This window comes from Alicyclobacillus pomorum DSM 14955 (assembly GCF_000472905.1).
In the GTDB taxonomy this organism is placed as follows: domain Bacteria; phylum Bacillota; class Bacilli; order Alicyclobacillales; family Alicyclobacillaceae; genus Alicyclobacillus_A; species Alicyclobacillus_A pomorum.
The window spans coordinates 191,203-208,452 of the sequence record NZ_AXAR01000002.1; the positions used below are offsets into that span (position 1 = coordinate 191,203).

14 protein-coding genes are annotated in these 17,250 nt (G+C 58.5%); 2 read left to right on the plus strand and 12 right to left on the minus strand.

The features are described 5' to 3' along the window. Positions 1-88 precede the first annotated feature (88 nt). From YWK_RS0103155 to YWK_RS0103190, 8 genes are all read right to left on the minus strand, one after another. Entirely contained in the window at positions 89-2,077 is a 1,989-nt protein-coding gene (locus tag YWK_RS0103155; RefSeq protein WP_026963655.1) for a heterodisulfide reductase-related iron-sulfur binding cluster, read from the minus strand. Between the two features lie 384 nt (positions 2,078-2,461). Beyond that, positions 2,462-3,235, minus strand: a complete 774-nt coding sequence (gene kamE / locus YWK_RS0103160) for a lysine 5,6-aminomutase subunit beta (protein ID WP_026963656.1) — start codon at positions 3,233-3,235, stop codon at positions 2,462-2,464. Continuing rightward, positions 3,232-4,818, minus strand: coding sequence for a lysine 5,6-aminomutase subunit alpha (gene kamD / locus YWK_RS0103165; RefSeq protein WP_026963657.1), 1,587 nt, complete (start codon positions 4,816-4,818; stop codon positions 3,232-3,234). Before kamD ends, kamE begins: the two co-directional genes overlap by 4 nt. Next, on the minus strand, positions 4,815-6,485 hold the full coding sequence (gene kamC / locus YWK_RS0103170; RefSeq protein WP_026963658.1) for a lysine 5,6-aminomutase reactivase ATPase KamC: 1,671 nt from the start codon (positions 6,483-6,485) through the stop codon (positions 4,815-4,817). The genes kamD and kamC overlap by 4 nt, the downstream gene beginning before the upstream one ends. Continuing rightward, positions 6,448-7,545, minus strand: a complete 1,098-nt coding sequence (gene kamB, locus YWK_RS0103175; protein ID WP_026963659.1) for a lysine 5,6-aminomutase reactivase subunit KamB — start codon at positions 7,543-7,545, stop codon at positions 6,448-6,450. The genes kamC and kamB overlap by 38 nt, the downstream gene beginning before the upstream one ends. A gap of 30 nt (positions 7,546-7,575) precedes the next feature. Beyond that, positions 7,576-8,877, minus strand: a complete 1,302-nt coding sequence (gene kamA / locus YWK_RS18070; RefSeq protein ID WP_035465854.1) for a lysine 2,3-aminomutase — start codon at positions 8,875-8,877, stop codon at positions 7,576-7,578. 134 nt (positions 8,878-9,011) lie between these two features. After that, positions 9,012-10,052, minus strand: coding sequence for an L-erythro-3,5-diaminohexanoate dehydrogenase (gene kdd / locus YWK_RS0103185; RefSeq protein ID WP_026963660.1), 1,041 nt, complete (start codon positions 10,050-10,052; stop codon positions 9,012-9,014). Positions 10,053-10,153: 101 nt separating this feature from the next. Further along, a complete protein-coding gene (locus YWK_RS0103190; RefSeq protein WP_026963661.1) occupies positions 10,154-11,695 on the minus strand; it encodes a sigma-54 interaction domain-containing protein in 1,542 nt (513 codons plus the stop codon). A 199-nt stretch (positions 11,696-11,894) separates the two neighbouring features. On the opposite strand from YWK_RS0103190, the gene YWK_RS0103195 reads away from it, so the two are divergent. Beyond that, positions 11,895-12,437: a hypothetical protein gene (locus YWK_RS0103195; RefSeq protein ID WP_156909021.1), complete on the plus strand. Its 543-nt coding sequence runs from the start codon at positions 11,895-11,897 to the stop codon at positions 12,435-12,437. Between the two features lie 142 nt (positions 12,438-12,579). On the opposite strand, the gene YWK_RS22805 is transcribed toward YWK_RS0103195, so the two are convergent. The 4 genes from YWK_RS22805 to speE are packed head-to-tail and all read right to left on the minus strand — an operon-like array spanning position 12,580 to position 14,967. Further along, positions 12,580-12,846: a small, acid-soluble spore protein, alpha/beta type gene (locus tag YWK_RS22805; RefSeq protein ID WP_425387170.1), complete on the minus strand. Its 267-nt coding sequence runs from the start codon at positions 12,844-12,846 to the stop codon at positions 12,580-12,582. Further along, a complete protein-coding gene (locus YWK_RS0103205; RefSeq protein ID WP_026963664.1) occupies positions 12,764-13,258 on the minus strand; it encodes a YwiB family protein in 495 nt (164 codons plus the stop codon). Before YWK_RS0103205 ends, YWK_RS22805 begins: the two co-directional genes overlap by 83 nt. A 3-nt stretch (positions 13,259-13,261) precedes the next feature. After that, complete coding sequence (speB, locus tag YWK_RS0103210; protein ID WP_026963665.1) at positions 13,262-14,134, minus strand: agmatinase; 873 nt, start codon at positions 14,132-14,134, stop codon at positions 13,262-13,264. Further along, positions 14,131-14,967, minus strand: coding sequence for a polyamine aminopropyltransferase (gene speE, locus YWK_RS0103215; protein WP_026963666.1), 837 nt, complete (start codon positions 14,965-14,967; stop codon positions 14,131-14,133). Before speE ends, speB begins: the two co-directional genes overlap by 4 nt. Before the next feature lie 171 nt (positions 14,968-15,138). Between speE and YWK_RS18075 the strand changes: the two genes are divergently transcribed. Next, complete coding sequence (locus YWK_RS18075; protein WP_245578495.1) at positions 15,139-17,187, plus strand: transglycosylase domain-containing protein; 2,049 nt, start codon at positions 15,139-15,141, stop codon at positions 17,185-17,187. Positions 17,188-17,250: the final 63 nt, after the last annotated feature.

Below are 17,250 nucleotides of genomic sequence, written 5' to 3' on the forward strand. Positions count from 1 at the left end.
GTACACTGTTCGAGCCTCTCATCAGTAGGAAAGACACCGAATATTTCGGTGTCCCCCTATTTTCGCAACCACACAGCCAAGCCATTGATTACAACTCCAGCGACATCGCCAGCAGTTCAATCACGTCGTACGTGGCGAGGTCGTCTTCCTTCCCGTTGGCTTTCGTGCCGTCAATCAACATCGTCATGCAGTACGGGCAAGCCGTGCCTACGATACTCGCACCTGTCTCTATGGCCTGGTTCGCGCGCATGACGTTGATACGAGTCCCAGTCTCCTCTTTGAACATACCGCCGCCGCCAGCGCCGCAGCACATGCTCTTGTTGCGACTCCGCTCCATCTCCACGAGCTTGACACCCGGGATGGATTCGAGGATGTAACGCGGTGGATCGTACACGTCGTTGTACCGGCCCAGATAGCACGAATCGTGGTACGTAATGGTCTGTTCAATCGCCTTCTTCGGCTTCAATTTGCCTTCCTGCAACAGTTTCGCCGCAAACTGCGTACTGTGCCAGACCTCCGCTTCGAAGCCGAAATCCGGGTATTCGTTCTTGAACGTGTTGAACGCGTGCGGATCCGTCGTGATGATTTTCTTCACGCCATACGTGTTGAAAATTTCGATGTTCCGCTGTACGAACTCCTGGTATAGAAATTCGTTGCCGAGGCGACGCGCTGAGTCGCCGTCGCTCTCTTCTTCGGCACCGAGAATGGCGAAATCCACGCCAGCCGCAAGCAATACCTTGGCAAACGCCTGCGCAATCTTCTGGTTACGCTGGTCAAACGAAGCGGCGCTTCCGACGAAGAACAGGTATTCAGCCTGACCGTCCACTTCCGCCATCGTTTTTACCGGAAGATCCTTTGCCCACGCGGCGCGTTCACGGCGATTGATCCCCCATTCGTTCGACTGCCGCTCCAGGTTCGAGAACACCTTGGAGACTTCTGGGGAGGTCTTGCCTTCCGTCAGCACCAGGTGGCGACGCATGTCGACAATTGCCTGCACGTGTTCGTTCGCGACGGGGCAAGCTTCCTCACAAGCCCGGCAGGTGGTACAGGCCCAGATTTCTTCTTCCGAAAACGTATGTGCGAAGAGCGACTCGGAGGCGACGTTCTCTGCGCCAGCTGCCATTTGCGCGAGTAAACCGGGCCCTTGGCTGACAATTTGGTCTTTCATTTTCAAGATGACGTACTTCGGTGAGAGCGGTTTCCCGCTCAGCGTGGCTGGACAAGATACGTGGCAACGACCACATTCGGTGCACGCGTACCCGTCCAGCAATTGCTTCCACGTGAACTGCTCAATGCGACCGACGCCAAACTCTTCGATGCTTTCGTCCTCGAGGTCGAGCTTCGTCAGCTTGCCCGGGCTGTCAAGGCGGCGGAAATACCAGTTGAACATCGCGCCCACCATGTGCAAGTGCTTGGATCTCGGAATGAAGACGAGGAACGTCATCAGACAAAGGGCGTGCAACCAGAAGAAAATTTCTTTGATGGCGATGAGCGCCCCATGGGAAAGTCCAGCGAAGCCGCCGGCAATCGCGTTGACCACAGGCGAAGCCCAGCCGGGATGCACGCCGTTTGCCGCCATATCCGCCGCAGTGGACAAGTAATACGTCAGCACAATGGTCATAATCAGACCGAGAATAAAGCCGGCTTCAAACGTCTGTTCCACACGCATCGGCTTGATGATGTAACGACGAATCAACCCGACCACAATGGCGACCAAGACAAACGCAGAAAACAGTTCCTGGATAAACAGGTATACGTTGTTGGTTGCCCACGGCAAATGAATGTTGGTCAGGTTGTAAAACAGAAAGTCCAAGTCGCCAAAGACGAGGATGATGAATCCCCAGAAGATGAAGAAGTGACCAATCCCGGACGGCTCGGCAATGACTTTGCGCTGCCCGAGAACGTACTTCAAGAACCCGAACACACGCTCCTTTTTTCTGTCGGTGCGCGTGGGATCCTTTGCGGCGGCCATGAGAAACTTGACGCGTTGTGCGACCGCGGACCCAAACAGATACAGCGCGGTGGCAAACAGAATCACAAATACAATGCCCTGAATTGCATACCACATCGGTCGCATCCCCTCCCATCCTACCGACCGGTCGGTTCGTGGAACTCCATACGATGTCTACTTGATATGAGACGGGAACCGTGACACGTACTGCCCAAAGCCTGGACAAGCACTTTTGGATATCCAATGAGCCCGCCGAATCTATCATGATTAACATACCATGAATCGCATATATCTGTGAACTCTAAGTTGTCTCCACAGTTGGAAATGACTGAATGATATAACTCAACTTGAGCCGCAATGGTCTATTGTCCGTCAAACAGAATCGCGCGGGGATCGGGACACACCCTGTGTTTCGTGGGATGACCACATGAGGACACAACAAGAAAAGGCGCCCAGTGACGCCCTCCTCACCCTTTATTTGTCATTGTCCCTGTGAGCTTCGAATACAAACTACGCCAGGCCTCTTCGCACCATCTCCTGTACCACAAACGAAGCCACGTCCGGTGCCAGGGTGCCTGGCCCAAATCCTGCGTCGTAGCCGAGCTCCAGCGCCAACTCGTGTGTAATGCGCGGTCCCCCCGCAATCAGGACCAGGTTCTGCCGCAGTCCCTCGGCCTCCAGCAAGTCCACCAGTGCACTCAGGTTGTGGATGTGCACGTCCTTCTGCGTCACCACCTGTGACACGAGCAAGGCGTCGGCCTTCAACTCGATGGCCTTTCGCACCATCTCTTCGTTTTCCACCTGACTGCCGAGGTTGTACGCGTGGATTTCCGGATACCGCTCAAGGCCATACTCGCCGTTGTACCCCTTCATGTTCATGATGGCGTCAATGCCGACGGTGTGCGCGTCCGTTCCGGTGCAGGCGCCGATGACGGTGATCTTGCGGCCGATGCACTCGCGAATGAATTGGTTGATCTCGTAGAAGTCCATCCGCGGACTGTCCACTTTCGGCACCTGGATATGTGCGTAGTCGACCGTGTGCACGCAATTCCCGTACATCACAACGAAGGTGAAGTTTTCGCCGATGTCTTCGTGGTGCACGACAGTGGGGTTTTCCAGCCCCATCTTTGCACCCAATTGCCGGGCCGCCTCGACAGCCTCCGGGCCATCCGGAACCGGAAGCGAAAAGCTCAGCTGCACCTTGCCATCGTCCATCGTATCGCCGTACGGACGAACGCGTGTCAAGTCTACCTTTGCAATTTGCGTGCGGTAATCAACGCTCATGCCCTGACCCCTACCTTTGCTGGCTGCAATCCGAGTTTTTGCCGCAGTTGCTCTTCAAACGGGTTGAAGTACTCCGCATGGCGATGAACCACTCCGCCCAGACCTTTGCCGCCCGTCATGGTCCGCTTCACGTCGGCAAACAGCCCCCGCGACAGCGCCTCGAAGAACCCGATGTGTACAATCTCCTCCAACAATTCCACGGCTTCCCGCAGGACCGTCTGCGCCCGCTGAACGATGATGCCATCCGCCTTAAACTCAATTTCATCGCCCAAGTGCCGCGCGTTGTTGAAGATGTACTTGGCGCTCTCAATGGCCAGGTGTCTGTCGTAGATGAGCGGTGTGTGAATCTGCTCCGTCATCATGCCCAGCAATTGAATCCCCTGTTGTGTGGTGATGCCAATGAGGTTGAACAAGGCGTCCTGCACGTGCCCGCGAAAAATGTTGCCCGTCATGTGCTTCGTCGGTGGCATGTACTTGAGCGGCGCGTCCGGGAAGATTTCGCGCGCCATCTGTGCCTGTGCCAACTCGTACAGGAATCCGTCTTCAATCATCGGATTCATCTCAAAGGCGTGCCCGAGCCCCATCTGTTCCTCCGGTAGCCCGGACCGAAGCGCAAACTGCTCGTTGATGAACTGTGACGCAAGCACCGTGTGCGCCGCTTCCACCGCATCGGCAGTCGTCAGGTAGTTGTCTTCGCCGGTATTGATGATGACCCCGGCGTACGCGTTGATCATCCGCGAGAACGCCTGATCCACCAGCGTGCGCTGCGGATTGATGTCGCGGAACAAGATGCCGTACAGTGCGTCGTTCAACATCACGTCGAGTCGTTCGATGGCTCCCATGGCCGCGATTTCGGGCATGCACAGGCCAGAGCAGTAATTGCACAGCCGGATGTAGCGCCCGACTTCTTCGCCCACTTCGTCCAATGCTTCGCGCATGATGCGGAAGTTCTCCTGCGTCGCAAACGTACCTCCAAAGCCTTCCGTGGTCGCTCCGTACGGCACGTAGTCGAGCAGGCTCTGCCCCGTGCTGCGAATGACCGCGATGATGTCCGCACCTTGGCGCGCGGCCGATTTCGCCTGCACGACGTCTTCGTAGATGTTGCCCGTCGCCACAATCACGTAGATGTACGGTTGTTTGCCTTCGCCAAGTCGGTGGAGGAGTTCGTCGCGCGTTTGTCGATTCGCCGCAATCCGCTCCATCGCCACAGCGGCGAGCGCACGCCCTTTCTCCAGCACCTCTCCCTCTGCTGGTTGCGGAATATCGGCAAGTCGGACGCTGCCGTCCGCAATCGCTTCCGCCAGTTCCTGCACGGACAACCCCGTTTGCAGCAGTGCCCCTACAAATGTCTTTGCGACGCCCTGGTCGAGTCTTCCCAGGTCCTTCACTTCATCCACAATCACGTTCGGCAGCGGCACGCCCTCGGCATCCACGCCATCGACGCCGAACAACCGCAGCACCGTGCGCTCGACCGCCACCGTCGTCCGCTCCGCGATGAAGTCTGCGACGTCGTCCGCAATCTGGCTGGCCGCCGCGCGGCCGCGGGCAATCATGGACTCATCCAAATGTAGCTTGGTCTTCACGGCTCCGTCCTCCCCTCCAAAAATGCGCGCGTTTCCTGGAGCAGCCTCTCGGGCGCCCCCATCCACTGTGCAACCAGGACGGCTTCATGTGGCACCTCGCCTTGCTCCAGGCGCTCGATGGTGTATCTCATAGCCCGCTCCAATCGGGAGATCTTGTCGGTCGCGTCTGTGAACGCCTCACGCACTTCTAACGCCGTCGCCTGCAGCCCACTGACCCGGAACCATGAGACATCCAGTTCACGAAGCGGAGCCGCGAAATGCGTCGCAATGACGCCCACCACCTGCGGTGTCAGCGCCTTCAAACAGCGCATCAGCCCTATGGTGAGCGCCTCGCCTTCCACCGGATTGGTGGCCTTGCCCGGTTCGTCGAAGCAAAGAAGTGCCGGTGTCGCCACCTGCAGTTCCTCCCACACATGGGTGAGTCGCACGACTTCCGCGCCAAACGAACTGAGCCCGCTCTTTGCATCCGTTGCCCCACCGCTGCAAAAGCGGACCATGCGCACCAGCGCCGTCTCAAACTGCCGTGCCGGCACAGGCATCGCGTACTGGGCCAGCATCTGGCATGCGCACAGAGTGGTCATCGCGACCGTCTTGCCGCCCATGTTCGATCCGCAAATCACACTGACCCCTGCATCGACGGCCCATGTCAGCGGCGTAAAGTCCAACTGGCGCTGCTGCAACGCGTCCGCCACGCCGACGTGCACTCCGTCCACAAGGCGGATGTGGATGCTGTCTCCCTGATGCGGCACACAACCGGACATGCTCCGCAACATCTGAACTTTGGCGAGCCGGATGTCGAGATGGCACAATTGGCGAACGGCCTCGTACCAATGTGGAAGTTCCGCACGCACCGCATCGGTCAGTCGTCGCATCACTTGCTGTGCACAATCTTCCAAGGCGCGCTGCGCGGCCTCCAGCCGTTCGGCAGCGGCGGCCATGGCAGCCGTAGGCAACACCTCGAACACGCTTTCAAACGGCGTGTCTTTGATCCAGCGAACGCCGTCCGTACGTTTCAGCCGTTCTGCTGTGGTGGCTTCGACAGGGAGCGACAGCGCCAGGACGCCGTCCCGGTTCGGCTTCCTTCCTACGGCCTCCATCCAGTCTTGATCCCGCCGCCGAACGCGCTCAGCATACGCAGCCGCGGCGTTTGCCACCTCCCGGCCCAATGTCTGGTACGCCTCTCCACCGATGTGTTCCACAGCAAAGGTGAGCGATGTATCCTCCCCAAAGGCGTCCATGAGCAAAGTCCATAGCGAGAGCGGTAGGCCACCCATCCGCTGCGCCGCTTCATCATTCGCGCACGCCCGTCCGATGAATGCACACTGCTTCAACAGCAGTGCTTGTTTCGGCTGAATGACAGCGTCTGGGGCAGTCAATGTGGACAGCGTGTCTTCGATGTCCGGCACACGGCGCAGTTGCTCGCGCAAACGACGAACGTCCTCTTCTGTCAAAACGTCCGCGTCCCGTTCGAGCTGTTGCAGCGCGCGAGTCCAAGCTTCCTCCTGTCCCGGTACAAAAGGCTGTACTGAGACTTTCCACCGTTGACCATAGGGCGTCACCGGCTGAAACCGACGCCAGATATCCGCCCAAAGGATGACGTCAGCACTCGCTGCGTCCAGGACTGGAATCTCATCGATGTGATTCGGCGCGAGTGTGTGATTCGTCATGGCTGTCGCCTCCAACGTCAAGTGGATGCTGCAATGAGACAACTTCGTCGTCGTGGAGCGGATCGTATACAGGGATATCCCCAACCCATGCCCGCAGAGCGTCCAACAACGGTTGACGTGGCAAGTCGTACCCAGTGATGCTGTGCGGGTTACAAGCCACCGCGAGGATGGGCAACGAAGTCCAGACACACAGGCGATGCCCGGCTCTGTACAGCTTTCGGTACGCTTCGGCGTGAACGAGCACTTGCGCCGGGTGCTGCGCAATGACCGTGAGACTTCGGCTGTGGCCGAGCAATTCCGAGATGACGGAGTCCGTCACAGCACCTGGGAGGTAGACGGCATCCACGTCCTTCGTCCAATCGGCGTGTGCCGTGATGCCAAACAGTGCGCCGCGTTGGTGCGTACAGTGCGCACGAGTGCCGGACAACCACCCAATGACCTGTTGTTGGTGAGCGGGCATCAACTTCTCCCTGATGCCCCTGTCCACTTCCGGCAGCAGAAACCGCTGTAGGAACGGTTGTGCGTGCTGGAGCACAGTGGATACGGTCTTGCCTGCGACGGCACCGACCGCCAACACCACAGCATCCACCAATTCGGGGGAGGCCGCTGCAATCCGGTCAAACGCCCCGTCCACCAACCGCAATGTCGCGCCGTAGTCGATCAGGCGAGGCATGGCCAGGTCCACGTGGGCGCGTTGACGAATGCCAGCCAGGACCACGTTTCCCCCGCGCGTGACTTTGCACACAACCACAGAGCCCAACGGAGATTCCACGGGCAAAACCTCCAGCCACTCAAGCTCCGCCGTCGACTGCTCCAACGCCGCCTCCGCGGAGATGACAATGGTGCCCTCCGGCGCATACACGGGCGGCTTTTCGACCCCGAGGATGGTGTCCAAGCGCTCTCCATCCAGGCCAATGCTGCACAGGCCCACAGTGACGCCTTGACGGTGCGCCTGCTCCACCAGGCCGTTCAGCGCGGTTGTCTTCCCCGCGTGTTTGGTCGCGCCAATGAACGCGACTTTGCTCCAGCCGTGTGCGCGGCAGCGCGCCATCAGGTCCATGGGTACCCCTCCATCCACATCCGCGCAGTCTCAGTGGTGGTTGCGCTCCGCACGCTTCAACCCTTTGGGTTCCAACGCCAATTGCACGTCGTTCAACAGTCGGGCGACGCCAATGAGGTTCTCGTCGTCCGTCGACTTGTCGTGTGTGCAGGTGGGCGGGCATCCGGTGTCTTCGTAGATGGGTTCATGGTAGGTCGAGATGACGCCTTCAAAGTTCCGCAGCACCACTTTGCCGTGGCCTTGAGAAATCAAGTACTGCGGCCCCACGGGTATCTTGCCACCGCCGCCCGGGCAGTCGACCACGTAGGTCGGAATGGCGTAGCCCGACGTATGGCCGCGCAGCTGTTCCATAATCTCAATGCCCTTCGCGACCGAGGTGCGGAAGTGTTCAATGCCTTCTGAGAGATCGCACTGATACAGGTAGTACGGACGCACCCGGATCTTCACCAGGTCGTGCAACAGTTTCTTCATGATATGAACACAGTCGTTCACACCGCGCATCAGCACCGTCTGGTTGCCCACCGGGACCCCCGCGTCCGCCAGTTTCTCACAAGCGGCTGCAGCTTCCGGCGTGATTTCATCCGGGTGGTTGAAGTGCGTGTTCACCCAGACCGGGTGGTACTTCTTCAAGATTTTGCAGAGATTGTCGGTAATGCGCTGCGGGAACACCACCGGTGCACGCGTACCGATACGGATAATCTCCACGTGCGGAATGGCGCGCAGCGAACTGATGATGTACTCAAGAATCTTGTCGTTCACCAAGAGCCCGTCGCCGCCGGACAGGAGCACGTCGCGAACTTCAGGGTGGTTGCGAATGTAGTCGATGGCCGCGTCCAACTGCGGCTTTGGGACCGCGTGGCCGACTTGCCCGGAGAAGCGCCGACGGGTGCAATGGCGGCAGTACATCGAGCACTGGTTGGTAATGAGGAACAACACCCTATCCGGGTACCGGTGCGTCAAACCGGGTACCGGCGCGTCACCGTCTTCATCGAGTGGGTCCTCCATATCCCACGGCGTCCGCTGCATTTCGTTGGAGAGCGGAACCGCCTGCAAGCGAATAGGACAGAACGGATCGTCCGGATCCATCATCATCGCGTAGTAGGGCGTGATACGAAGCGGGATGGACTCGCGCACGTGGGCAACGCCCTTCTCCTCCTCTGGCGTCAGGTTGATGACTTTGCGCAGGTCGTCGATGGTGTTGATGGTGTGCGTCAGCTGCCACTTCCAGTCGTTCCACTGCTCATCTGTGACGTCTTTCCACAGCTCAACCTCCCGAAAATGGCGCTGCTTTTTCCCGTAGCGATGCGTGAGTTCGTGTTCTGCAAGACTCATATTCCTTCCCCCTTGGTCTGCCTGGCCCGCTTCCAAGCGGCCAGGACGGTGTTTGCAAAGCGCTGATGTTGCGTGTCCGAACAGGGACTTGGTAGTAAGGTGCGTGACTTGTCAATCCCTTGTCGGATAACCTCTCATACGATGGCAAACTTCTCTTCAAATACGCGCAGCAACTCCGGCGTGTTGCGAACGAGGTTCATGGCAAACTCGGCATGCCCTTTGCAGTACCCGTTGCCAATGACCATGTTGACGTCCTTGCCGATGCCCTCCGCGCCCAGCGCCGCCGCGGTGAAGCTGGTGGCCATGCTGAAGAAGTAGACGGACCCCAGCTCGCGCGCGCAGAGAATGGAGGACATCTCCGTGTTGGACACGTTCACGCAGTTGATGACCACATCGGCCATGTCAGGTCCCAGAACGTCGTGCACCGCCGCATATACCTCGGCTGGTTTCGTGGCATCGAGGTTCAGGACGGCGTCGGCCCAGCCGAGCTTTCGGACCCGCTCGCAGGCCGCTTCCCCGTACTCCACGGCGACAATGTTTCCGGACCCACTGGACAGCCGGGCCTGGCGCAGGACGGTCAACCCGGACTTACCGCCAGCCCCGAAGATCACCACCGAGTTCCCCGGTTTCACCAGGCGCGCCGTTTGCGCCGGCGCCCCGCACACGTCAAAGACTGCGAGTGCTACTCTGTCCGGCACGTCGTCTGGCATCTTCGCGTAGATCCCACTTTCGAACAAAATGGCTTTGCCTGTGATTTCGACTTGACCGTTCTTCATGTCGATGTGCTTGATTTCTTCCATTACAAGCGGCGTCAGGGAGAGGGACACGAGCGTCGCTATCTTGTCCCCAACCTCGAGATCTCCCCGCCGCCGAATCACAGGCCCCACTTCTGCCACGCGGCCAACGAGCATCCCGCCGGACCCGGTGACAGGGTTGTGGTGCTTCCCACGGTCTCGTACAATCCGGTGCATGATGGCCGCAACCTGTTGCGGATGGTTGCCAGCTTCCTCGCGGATTTGCGCAAATGAGGCGGAGTCGATGTTCAGCACCTCGACGTCAATCAATATTTCGTTGTCGTAACAAACCGGCTGGTTATCCAGTTTCCACGCCGCCTGCGGCATGGCGCCCACTGGGTCCAGGACGCGATGCAATCCATACGGGTGCCCTTTGAGCACACCAACACCTCCTGTCGAGACTGCGGTGCTCTGACACCTTATAAACCATGCAATTTGCGTGCCAATTCAGAGAATATGCGCGCACAAAAAAACATCCCGGTTCACAGACCGAGTTGCTTGATGCGGTATTGAAGGGTTTGTCGGGGCATACCGAGATGTTTCGCCGCCGCCTTGACGTTGCCGCCAAGTGCACTGAGCGTACGCTGAAGGACCATTCTTTCAAAAGCAACCTGCAGTCCCCGCCACGGCACGCCAGGATCCAATCCGCTCCCCAACGACTGCCAGAATTCGTTCATGCCTTCCGTCACCAGAATGTCCGCCCACTCCAAGTACGTAGGATGGGACGAACTCGGGTGGTGGCTTCCTGCCGAATTTTCAGCACGTCGTGCGTCGGATTGACCTTGCTGCTTCTGCAGCCAATTCCGCAGATGACCTGGAAGCGCATCGACGTCAATCAGCCCGGAATGAATCATGTTCAGAGCGGCCTCTATCGCATTTTCAAGCTCACGGACGTTGCCCGGCCACGGGTACTGCTGAAATAGCTTCCGCACTGCGGGGGTCACGCCAGTTACGTCCGTTCCAAATTGCTTGTTCCACTTGTCGATAAAGTGTTCGGTCAGAAATCTGATGTCGCCCGTTCTCTCGCGCAGCGGTGGAATATCAAAACGTACCACGTTGATGCGAAAATACAGGTCCTGCCGCAGTTGTCCCGCCTGGACGGCCGCTTCCGGCGCCACGTTCATCGCGGCAATCACGCGCACGTTCACCCGCCGAATCCGCGTGTCGCCGACGCGCATCAGCTCTCCTTCCTGGAGAACCCGCAGCAGCTTGGCCTGCAGTTCCATCGGCATCGATTGGATCTCGTCGAGAAACAACGTGCCTTCGTCCGCCAGTTCAAATAGCCCCGGTCGGTCTTCTGCGCCCGTGAAACTTCCGCGCACCGTGCCGAACAGAATGCCCTCCAGCAGCGTCCCCGGCAACGCGGCACAATTGAGCGCCATAAACGGTGCCGAGTGACGCGGACTCTCGTGATGGATGGCTTGCACGAGCAACTCCTTCCCCGTCCCTGTCTCGCCATACACGAGGATGGGGGAAGAAGTTTTCGCGGCCCGTTCCGCACGCTGCTTCAACTGCATCATGCGCGCATCCTGTGTGAGCACGTGCGAAAATCGGTAGACCGCATTGGACGGCCCTCGGTGTTTCCTCTGCAGCTGCCCTTTCCGCCTATCCCCCACAACCCGCGCCTGCAATTCCAACACCTGCTCCGTGAGCCGCCGGACTTGGGTGAGGTCCTTCGCCACTTCCAGCGCCCCTACCACCTTGCCGCCAGAGACAATCGGCAGTGTTGTGTTCACGGTGTGCACTTTGACGCCCAGGTAGTTGGTGTAGATTTGCGGCTGGTCGTGAATGGCACGGCCCGTTTTCAACACTTGTAGCAGGGTACTGGTTTCGTTTTCAAGTGACGGAAACGCGGCCAGCACGTGTTTGCCGATGACGTCGGATGGCGCCAGACCATCCATCCTCCCGGCAGCCGCATTGTAGAAGATGGTGACGCCGTCGACGTCGACGGCGTGAATGCCTTCGTCAATGGTGTCGAGGATGTGGATGAGCCAATCCTGCTCTGCATCCCGACGAGAATTCACGCCTAGCACCTCCATCTGATGAGGCTGATAGCATGCACAGTTCTCGCCCCTCATTATATCTGAGAGCATCGCGTTTGTGCTGAATATTCAGCATATGACAATTTTTCAGCACCTTGGTCTACTCGTCACAGTACACCCATAGGATGATGGGAGTGTAGGGTCATGCACCGACAACACAAAGGAGGGAGAGTAGAAGGGTATGTATTCAACGCCGGATATGGGCTTGGCGGCGGCACTAGGTGGATTTATCGCAGGTGCCATCGTCGTATGGCTTCTCTTGTTGATTGCCGTCTACGTCTTCATGGGCCTTGTGAACTACAAGTTGTTCCGTAAGGCCAACGTGAACCACCCATGGTTGGCTTGGATCCCGATTGGACACCTGTGGCCGCTGTTTGACACGGTGAAGATTCGACGGATACACATTCTCTGGATGATTGTCCCCCCCATTTTAGCCATGTTGGCGATGGCCGGAAATTCCGGCGTATTGGCTTTCCTAGCAGTCCTTTTGGACCTTGTACCCGCCGTGCTCGGCATTATCATTGTCATTCGCCTGTACAAAGCGTTCGGTATCAGCCTGTGGTGGTTGCTGTTGTACGTCGGCATTCTCATTCCGATTCTGGACCTGTTCGCAGGGATTGCAATCCTCGTTCTCCTGTGCTACATGGCGTTCTGCAGCCGTGTTGTGTACAATCCAAACTTCAATGTGAAAAGGGACAACTCGGGTCCCAACATCCCCTGGTGAGTGGAAACAGCAGCTCCCTTACACATGCCTTCTTTGTGAAAACAGGACCCCGCTTTTCGCGTGGGTCCTGTTTTCCGTGCATGCTCTTTTGAACGAACGCATGGAACGAAAAGAAGAGACGAAGCTGAACAGCGAGATCTGCTTAACCCCCGTCATCGGTGCACCCCTCAACCAATTCCTTCGCACGCATCTGGAGCAAGCGCCCGTAGACGCCGCAATCTTTGCTGGACACGTTGCCGAAGTCGCCAGTGTAGGCGGCGTCTAACCCAAGTTCGCGCGCGATTTCGCAGCGCATCCGCTCCATCAGCTGTGCGAGCTTTGGGTCTTTACGCGTGTGTGCGGTCGTCTCCGGTCGCCCCCTCGCGAAACTGAAGTTGCAGGTGAACCTCTTGGGTGACACCGCCCACATCCATGCGATAGGAGAGAGAGATGCGTCCCCCGCTCGGTTCCACATGGACATCGAGTTCGTGGGTCTTGGCCTCCACATCCAGCCAAAAACCACCCATGCGCATGGTGGACTGCCGAGTCTGGCCAGGTTCGAAGGTGTGGTTCCAGGTGACGTCGCCGAATCGGGTCAGCACCAGCTCGCCCGGCTGAAACCGCAGGACGGTTTTCCCCGCGGCTGCTCCGTCACCGGACGCAGGGTCTGCGAAGGTCAGGTAGTGCGTGTCCCCCTTCTGCCGCCACACCGCGTCCGACACCGCCGCCCGCTCTGTCTCTGCGTCTGTCTCGACTTGTGTGTCCCCTGAAACACTGCGAGATGTGCGTTCCCACACCAACGTCACGGTATGCGCAAACTCTTCTTCCGCCAGCCAGTACATCCGTTACTTCACAAACGCGAGCAGCGCTTCGCGTACGAGCTTCGCTGCGAGAATTTGGGATAGCTCACTCGGGTCTATCTGCGGCGCGACTTCGACGAGGTCAAAGCCAATCACGTTCAGTTGCCCAAGCAGCTGAATCGTACGGAACGCCTCCCGCGGATCAATGCCGCCGTGTTCGGCAGTACCTGTGCCCGGTGCGTGCGCCGGATCCATCACGTCGATGTCCCACGTCACGTAGACTGGATACCCTTGCAATTCTGGCAGCACTTTCTCCAACGGTGCGGCGACGTCAAATGGGAAGAAGTGCGTGTTTTCACGCGCCCATTGAAACTCTTCCCGCGTGCCTGAGCGGATGCCAAACTGATAGACCCTGTCTGGACCGATGTCGTCGCATACCTTGCGAATGACGGTGGCGTGAGAATACGGCTCACCTTCGTAGTGCTCGCGCAGGTCTGTGTGGGCGTCAATATGAATCACGCGCAGATCCGGGTACTTGTCCCGCGCGGCGCGAATGCTCCCCCAGGACACGAGGTGTTCGCCGCCCAGTCCCAGTGGGAACTTATCCGCCGCGTACACCCCTTTAACAAACTCGTAGATCTGCTGGACGCTCTTTTGCGCGTTGCCGAACGGCAACGGAATGTCCCCCGCGTCAAAGTAGCGGAGGTCAGACAAGTCCCGGTCGAGGTACGGGCTGTACTCTTCCAGACCGATGGAAACTTCGCGAATACGAGCTGGGCCAAGGCGAGTGCCGGATCGGAAAGAGACCGTCCAATCCATGGGCATGCCGTAAATCACAGCCTGCGCGCTGGCAAAGTCGCCGGTCGCGCCGATGAACACGTTGCCAGAGTACGCCGGGTCAAACGCTTTGATGGTCATTTCTGAATAAGCTCCTCTACGAAGCGCGGCAAGGCGAAAGCAGCCTTGTGCACCTGTTCTGTGTAGTATTTCGTATCCGTCACGCGAATCGGCTGTTGGTCGCGGAGCGGATGGTACTTCTTGCTGCCCATCGTGAAGCTCCACATGCCGGTCGGGTACGTCGGCACGTAAGCCAGGTACAGTTCGGTAATCGGGAACAGGTCACGCACATCGCCTTGGACCTTTTGAATCAGGTCCTGGTTGATAAACGGCGACTCGGTCTGCGCCACAAACAGCCCGTCGTCTTTCAGCGCGCGCGACACCGATTCGTAGAACTGCTTCGCGAAGAGACCGACCGCTGGGCCAATCGGGTCGGTGGAATCGATGAAAATGACGTCAAACTCGCCCGGGTGATTCTCCACATACTTAATGCCGTCCGTAATCTGGACGTCCACGCGCGGGTCCGACAAGCCAGACGCGATGTTCGGGAAGTACTGCTTGGACACTTCCACGACGCGGCCGTCGATTTCGGCAAGCACTGCGCGCTCCACAGACGGATGTTTAATGGCTTCGCGAATCACGCCGCCATCGCCACCGCCCACAATGAGCACGCTCTTCGGGTTCGGGTGCGTGTGCAGTGCGACGTGCGCCATCATCTCGTGGTAGACAAACTCGTCCTTGTCGGTGGTCATCACGCAGCCGTCGAGCACCAACAGGGTGCCGTACTGCTCGGTCTCTACCACGTCCATCGTCTGATATTCAGTTTGTTCACTATGTAAAATCTTGTTAATTCGAAGTCCAATCGTCAAATTCTCGTTCTGTAATTCCGTGAACCACAGTTCTGACTTTGTCATGGGGCGCCCTCCTTTATTTAGCCGTGATGTATTATACCAAACCTGTCACTTGGGTAAACGCCGCTTCTTGCCGTATTTCCAAACGAGATACGCATCCAAATCCTCCCCTAACTCGCATGGGAAAACAGAGCCCGGGCATAATACCGATTGGTATACGGAGGAGGATTTGGTTTGTCGACCCAACAACCAAGCATTTCGCCAGAAGAAAAATCGAATGCAGACTACAGGAACGGTGGCTGGTGGCGGAACTTGCCGTGGTGGAGCAAGTACCTTGCGCTGCCGCTCGTGTGCGGATTCGGGGGCATGACCGCCCTCTTGGTGTGTCTGCGCATGACCCCACTCCCCGACGGAATCATGGTCAATCCGACCCACATCGACAGCGCGGACGGCCAGCGGCTCGCCGAGTGGACGCTCAAAGGCGACCGCTCCATGCACGTTCCCTTGTCACAGATTCCCCAAGCTCTACGCAACGCGACCATTGCGGTGGAAGACGCCAACTTCTATCACCACCTGGCGTTCAACCCACTCTCCATTGGGCGCGCTCTAGTGGTGGATATGCGCCGGGGGAAGGTGGTCGAGGGAGGATCCACCATTACACAACAACTGGCGAAAAACCTGTTCCTGAGTCAAGACCGGACCATAACGCGCAAATTGCGCGAGGCACTCTACGCCATCCAGCTCGAATTGCACGAGAGCAAGGATTCGATTCTCGAGGAATACCTCAACGCGGTCTACTACGGGCACGGGGCTTACGGGGTGGACGCGGCCGCGCACCTGTATTTCAACAAGTCAGTGCAGAACCTGGACCTGGCAGAGTGCGCGATGCTGGCGGGATTGCCGAAGGGGCCGAGCCTGTACTCGCCGCTCGTCAACATGACGTTGGCGAAGCAACGCCAGCACACCGTGCTGACTCGAATGGTGCAGACCGGTCACATCTCACAGGCCGAGGCGGACAAGGCGTTTCAGGAACCCCTTCAGTTGAGTACCTTCCACACCCCGGTGCAGCGTGCGCCGTACTTTACGTCGACGGCAGTTGCGGAAGCGGAGCAAAACTTCCACCTCAGCCCGGACGACCTGTACCGCGGTGACCTGCGCATCAAGACGACGCTGGACCCGCTGTTGCAACAGGCGGCCGAACGCGCCATTTCCACCACACTGACAGGCACCAAGGGCCTTCAGGCAGCTCTGGTCGCGCTCGATCCACAAACCGGCGCCATCAAAGCGATGGTCGGCGGCCGCGATTACGGGTCGTCCCCGTACAACCGCGTATTCGCGGAGCGCCAGCCAGGATCTACCTTTAAAGCCATGCTGTACGCGGCCGCCCTGGAACACGGGTGGACGCCGGCGCGGCAGGTGAACAGTGAAGTCACTACATTTATGTACGACCAAGATAAGCTGTACACCGTCCACGATTATGGCGAATTCTACGCACATCGCCCGTTGACCATGCGCGAAGCGATTGCACGTTCAGACAACGTGTACGCGGTCACGACCAACCTCGACGTAGGACCGGACACCGTCCTGAATACCGCGCATCGGATGGGAATTGATTCCCAGATGAAACCCTATCCGTCGCTGGCACTGGGGGTGTTCCCGACGAGTCCGCTGCAAGTGGCCACTGCCTACGCAACACTGGCCAACGGCGGCTATCGCGTGACGCCGTTTACCGTGAGCGAAGTGCGCGACGACAAGACCGGCGACGTGTGGGTGTCCCACCCGAAAGCGGACAAAGCGTTGTCGAGACAAGTGGCGTTTCAGATGACCGATTTGCTGACGAGCGTGTTCGAGCCGCACGGCACCGGCTACTCTGCACGCCAGTATCTGCACGGTGTGGCTGCGGCAAAGACGGGGACCACCAAGTCGGACGTGTGGATGGTCGGCTACACACCAAAACTGGTCTGCGCCGTCTGGGTGGGTTATGACGACAATCGCCCCCTCACGCTCACGGAGTCCCACTTGGCCGCGCCGATTTGGGCGAAATTTATGGGGACCGCGCAGCAGCGGCTGCCTTCCGACTGGTTCAAGCCCCCTGGCGGGCTGGTGCGCAAGGTGATTGACCCCGTCACAGCAGGACTGGCAACCGACAAGTGCAGCGTGACCGAAGCCGACTATTTCGCGCGCGGTACGGAACCAGAGCAACCCTGTCCTCTGCACGCGACGCCGGAAGATAGCGCCCACAAACGGCCGTGGTACAAGTCGTGGCTTCCACACTGGTTCTGAGCGGCACCCTTCGGAATTGTGCTAAAATGGCGTCAACCTGCGGATGGTTGTCCAAAGCATAGA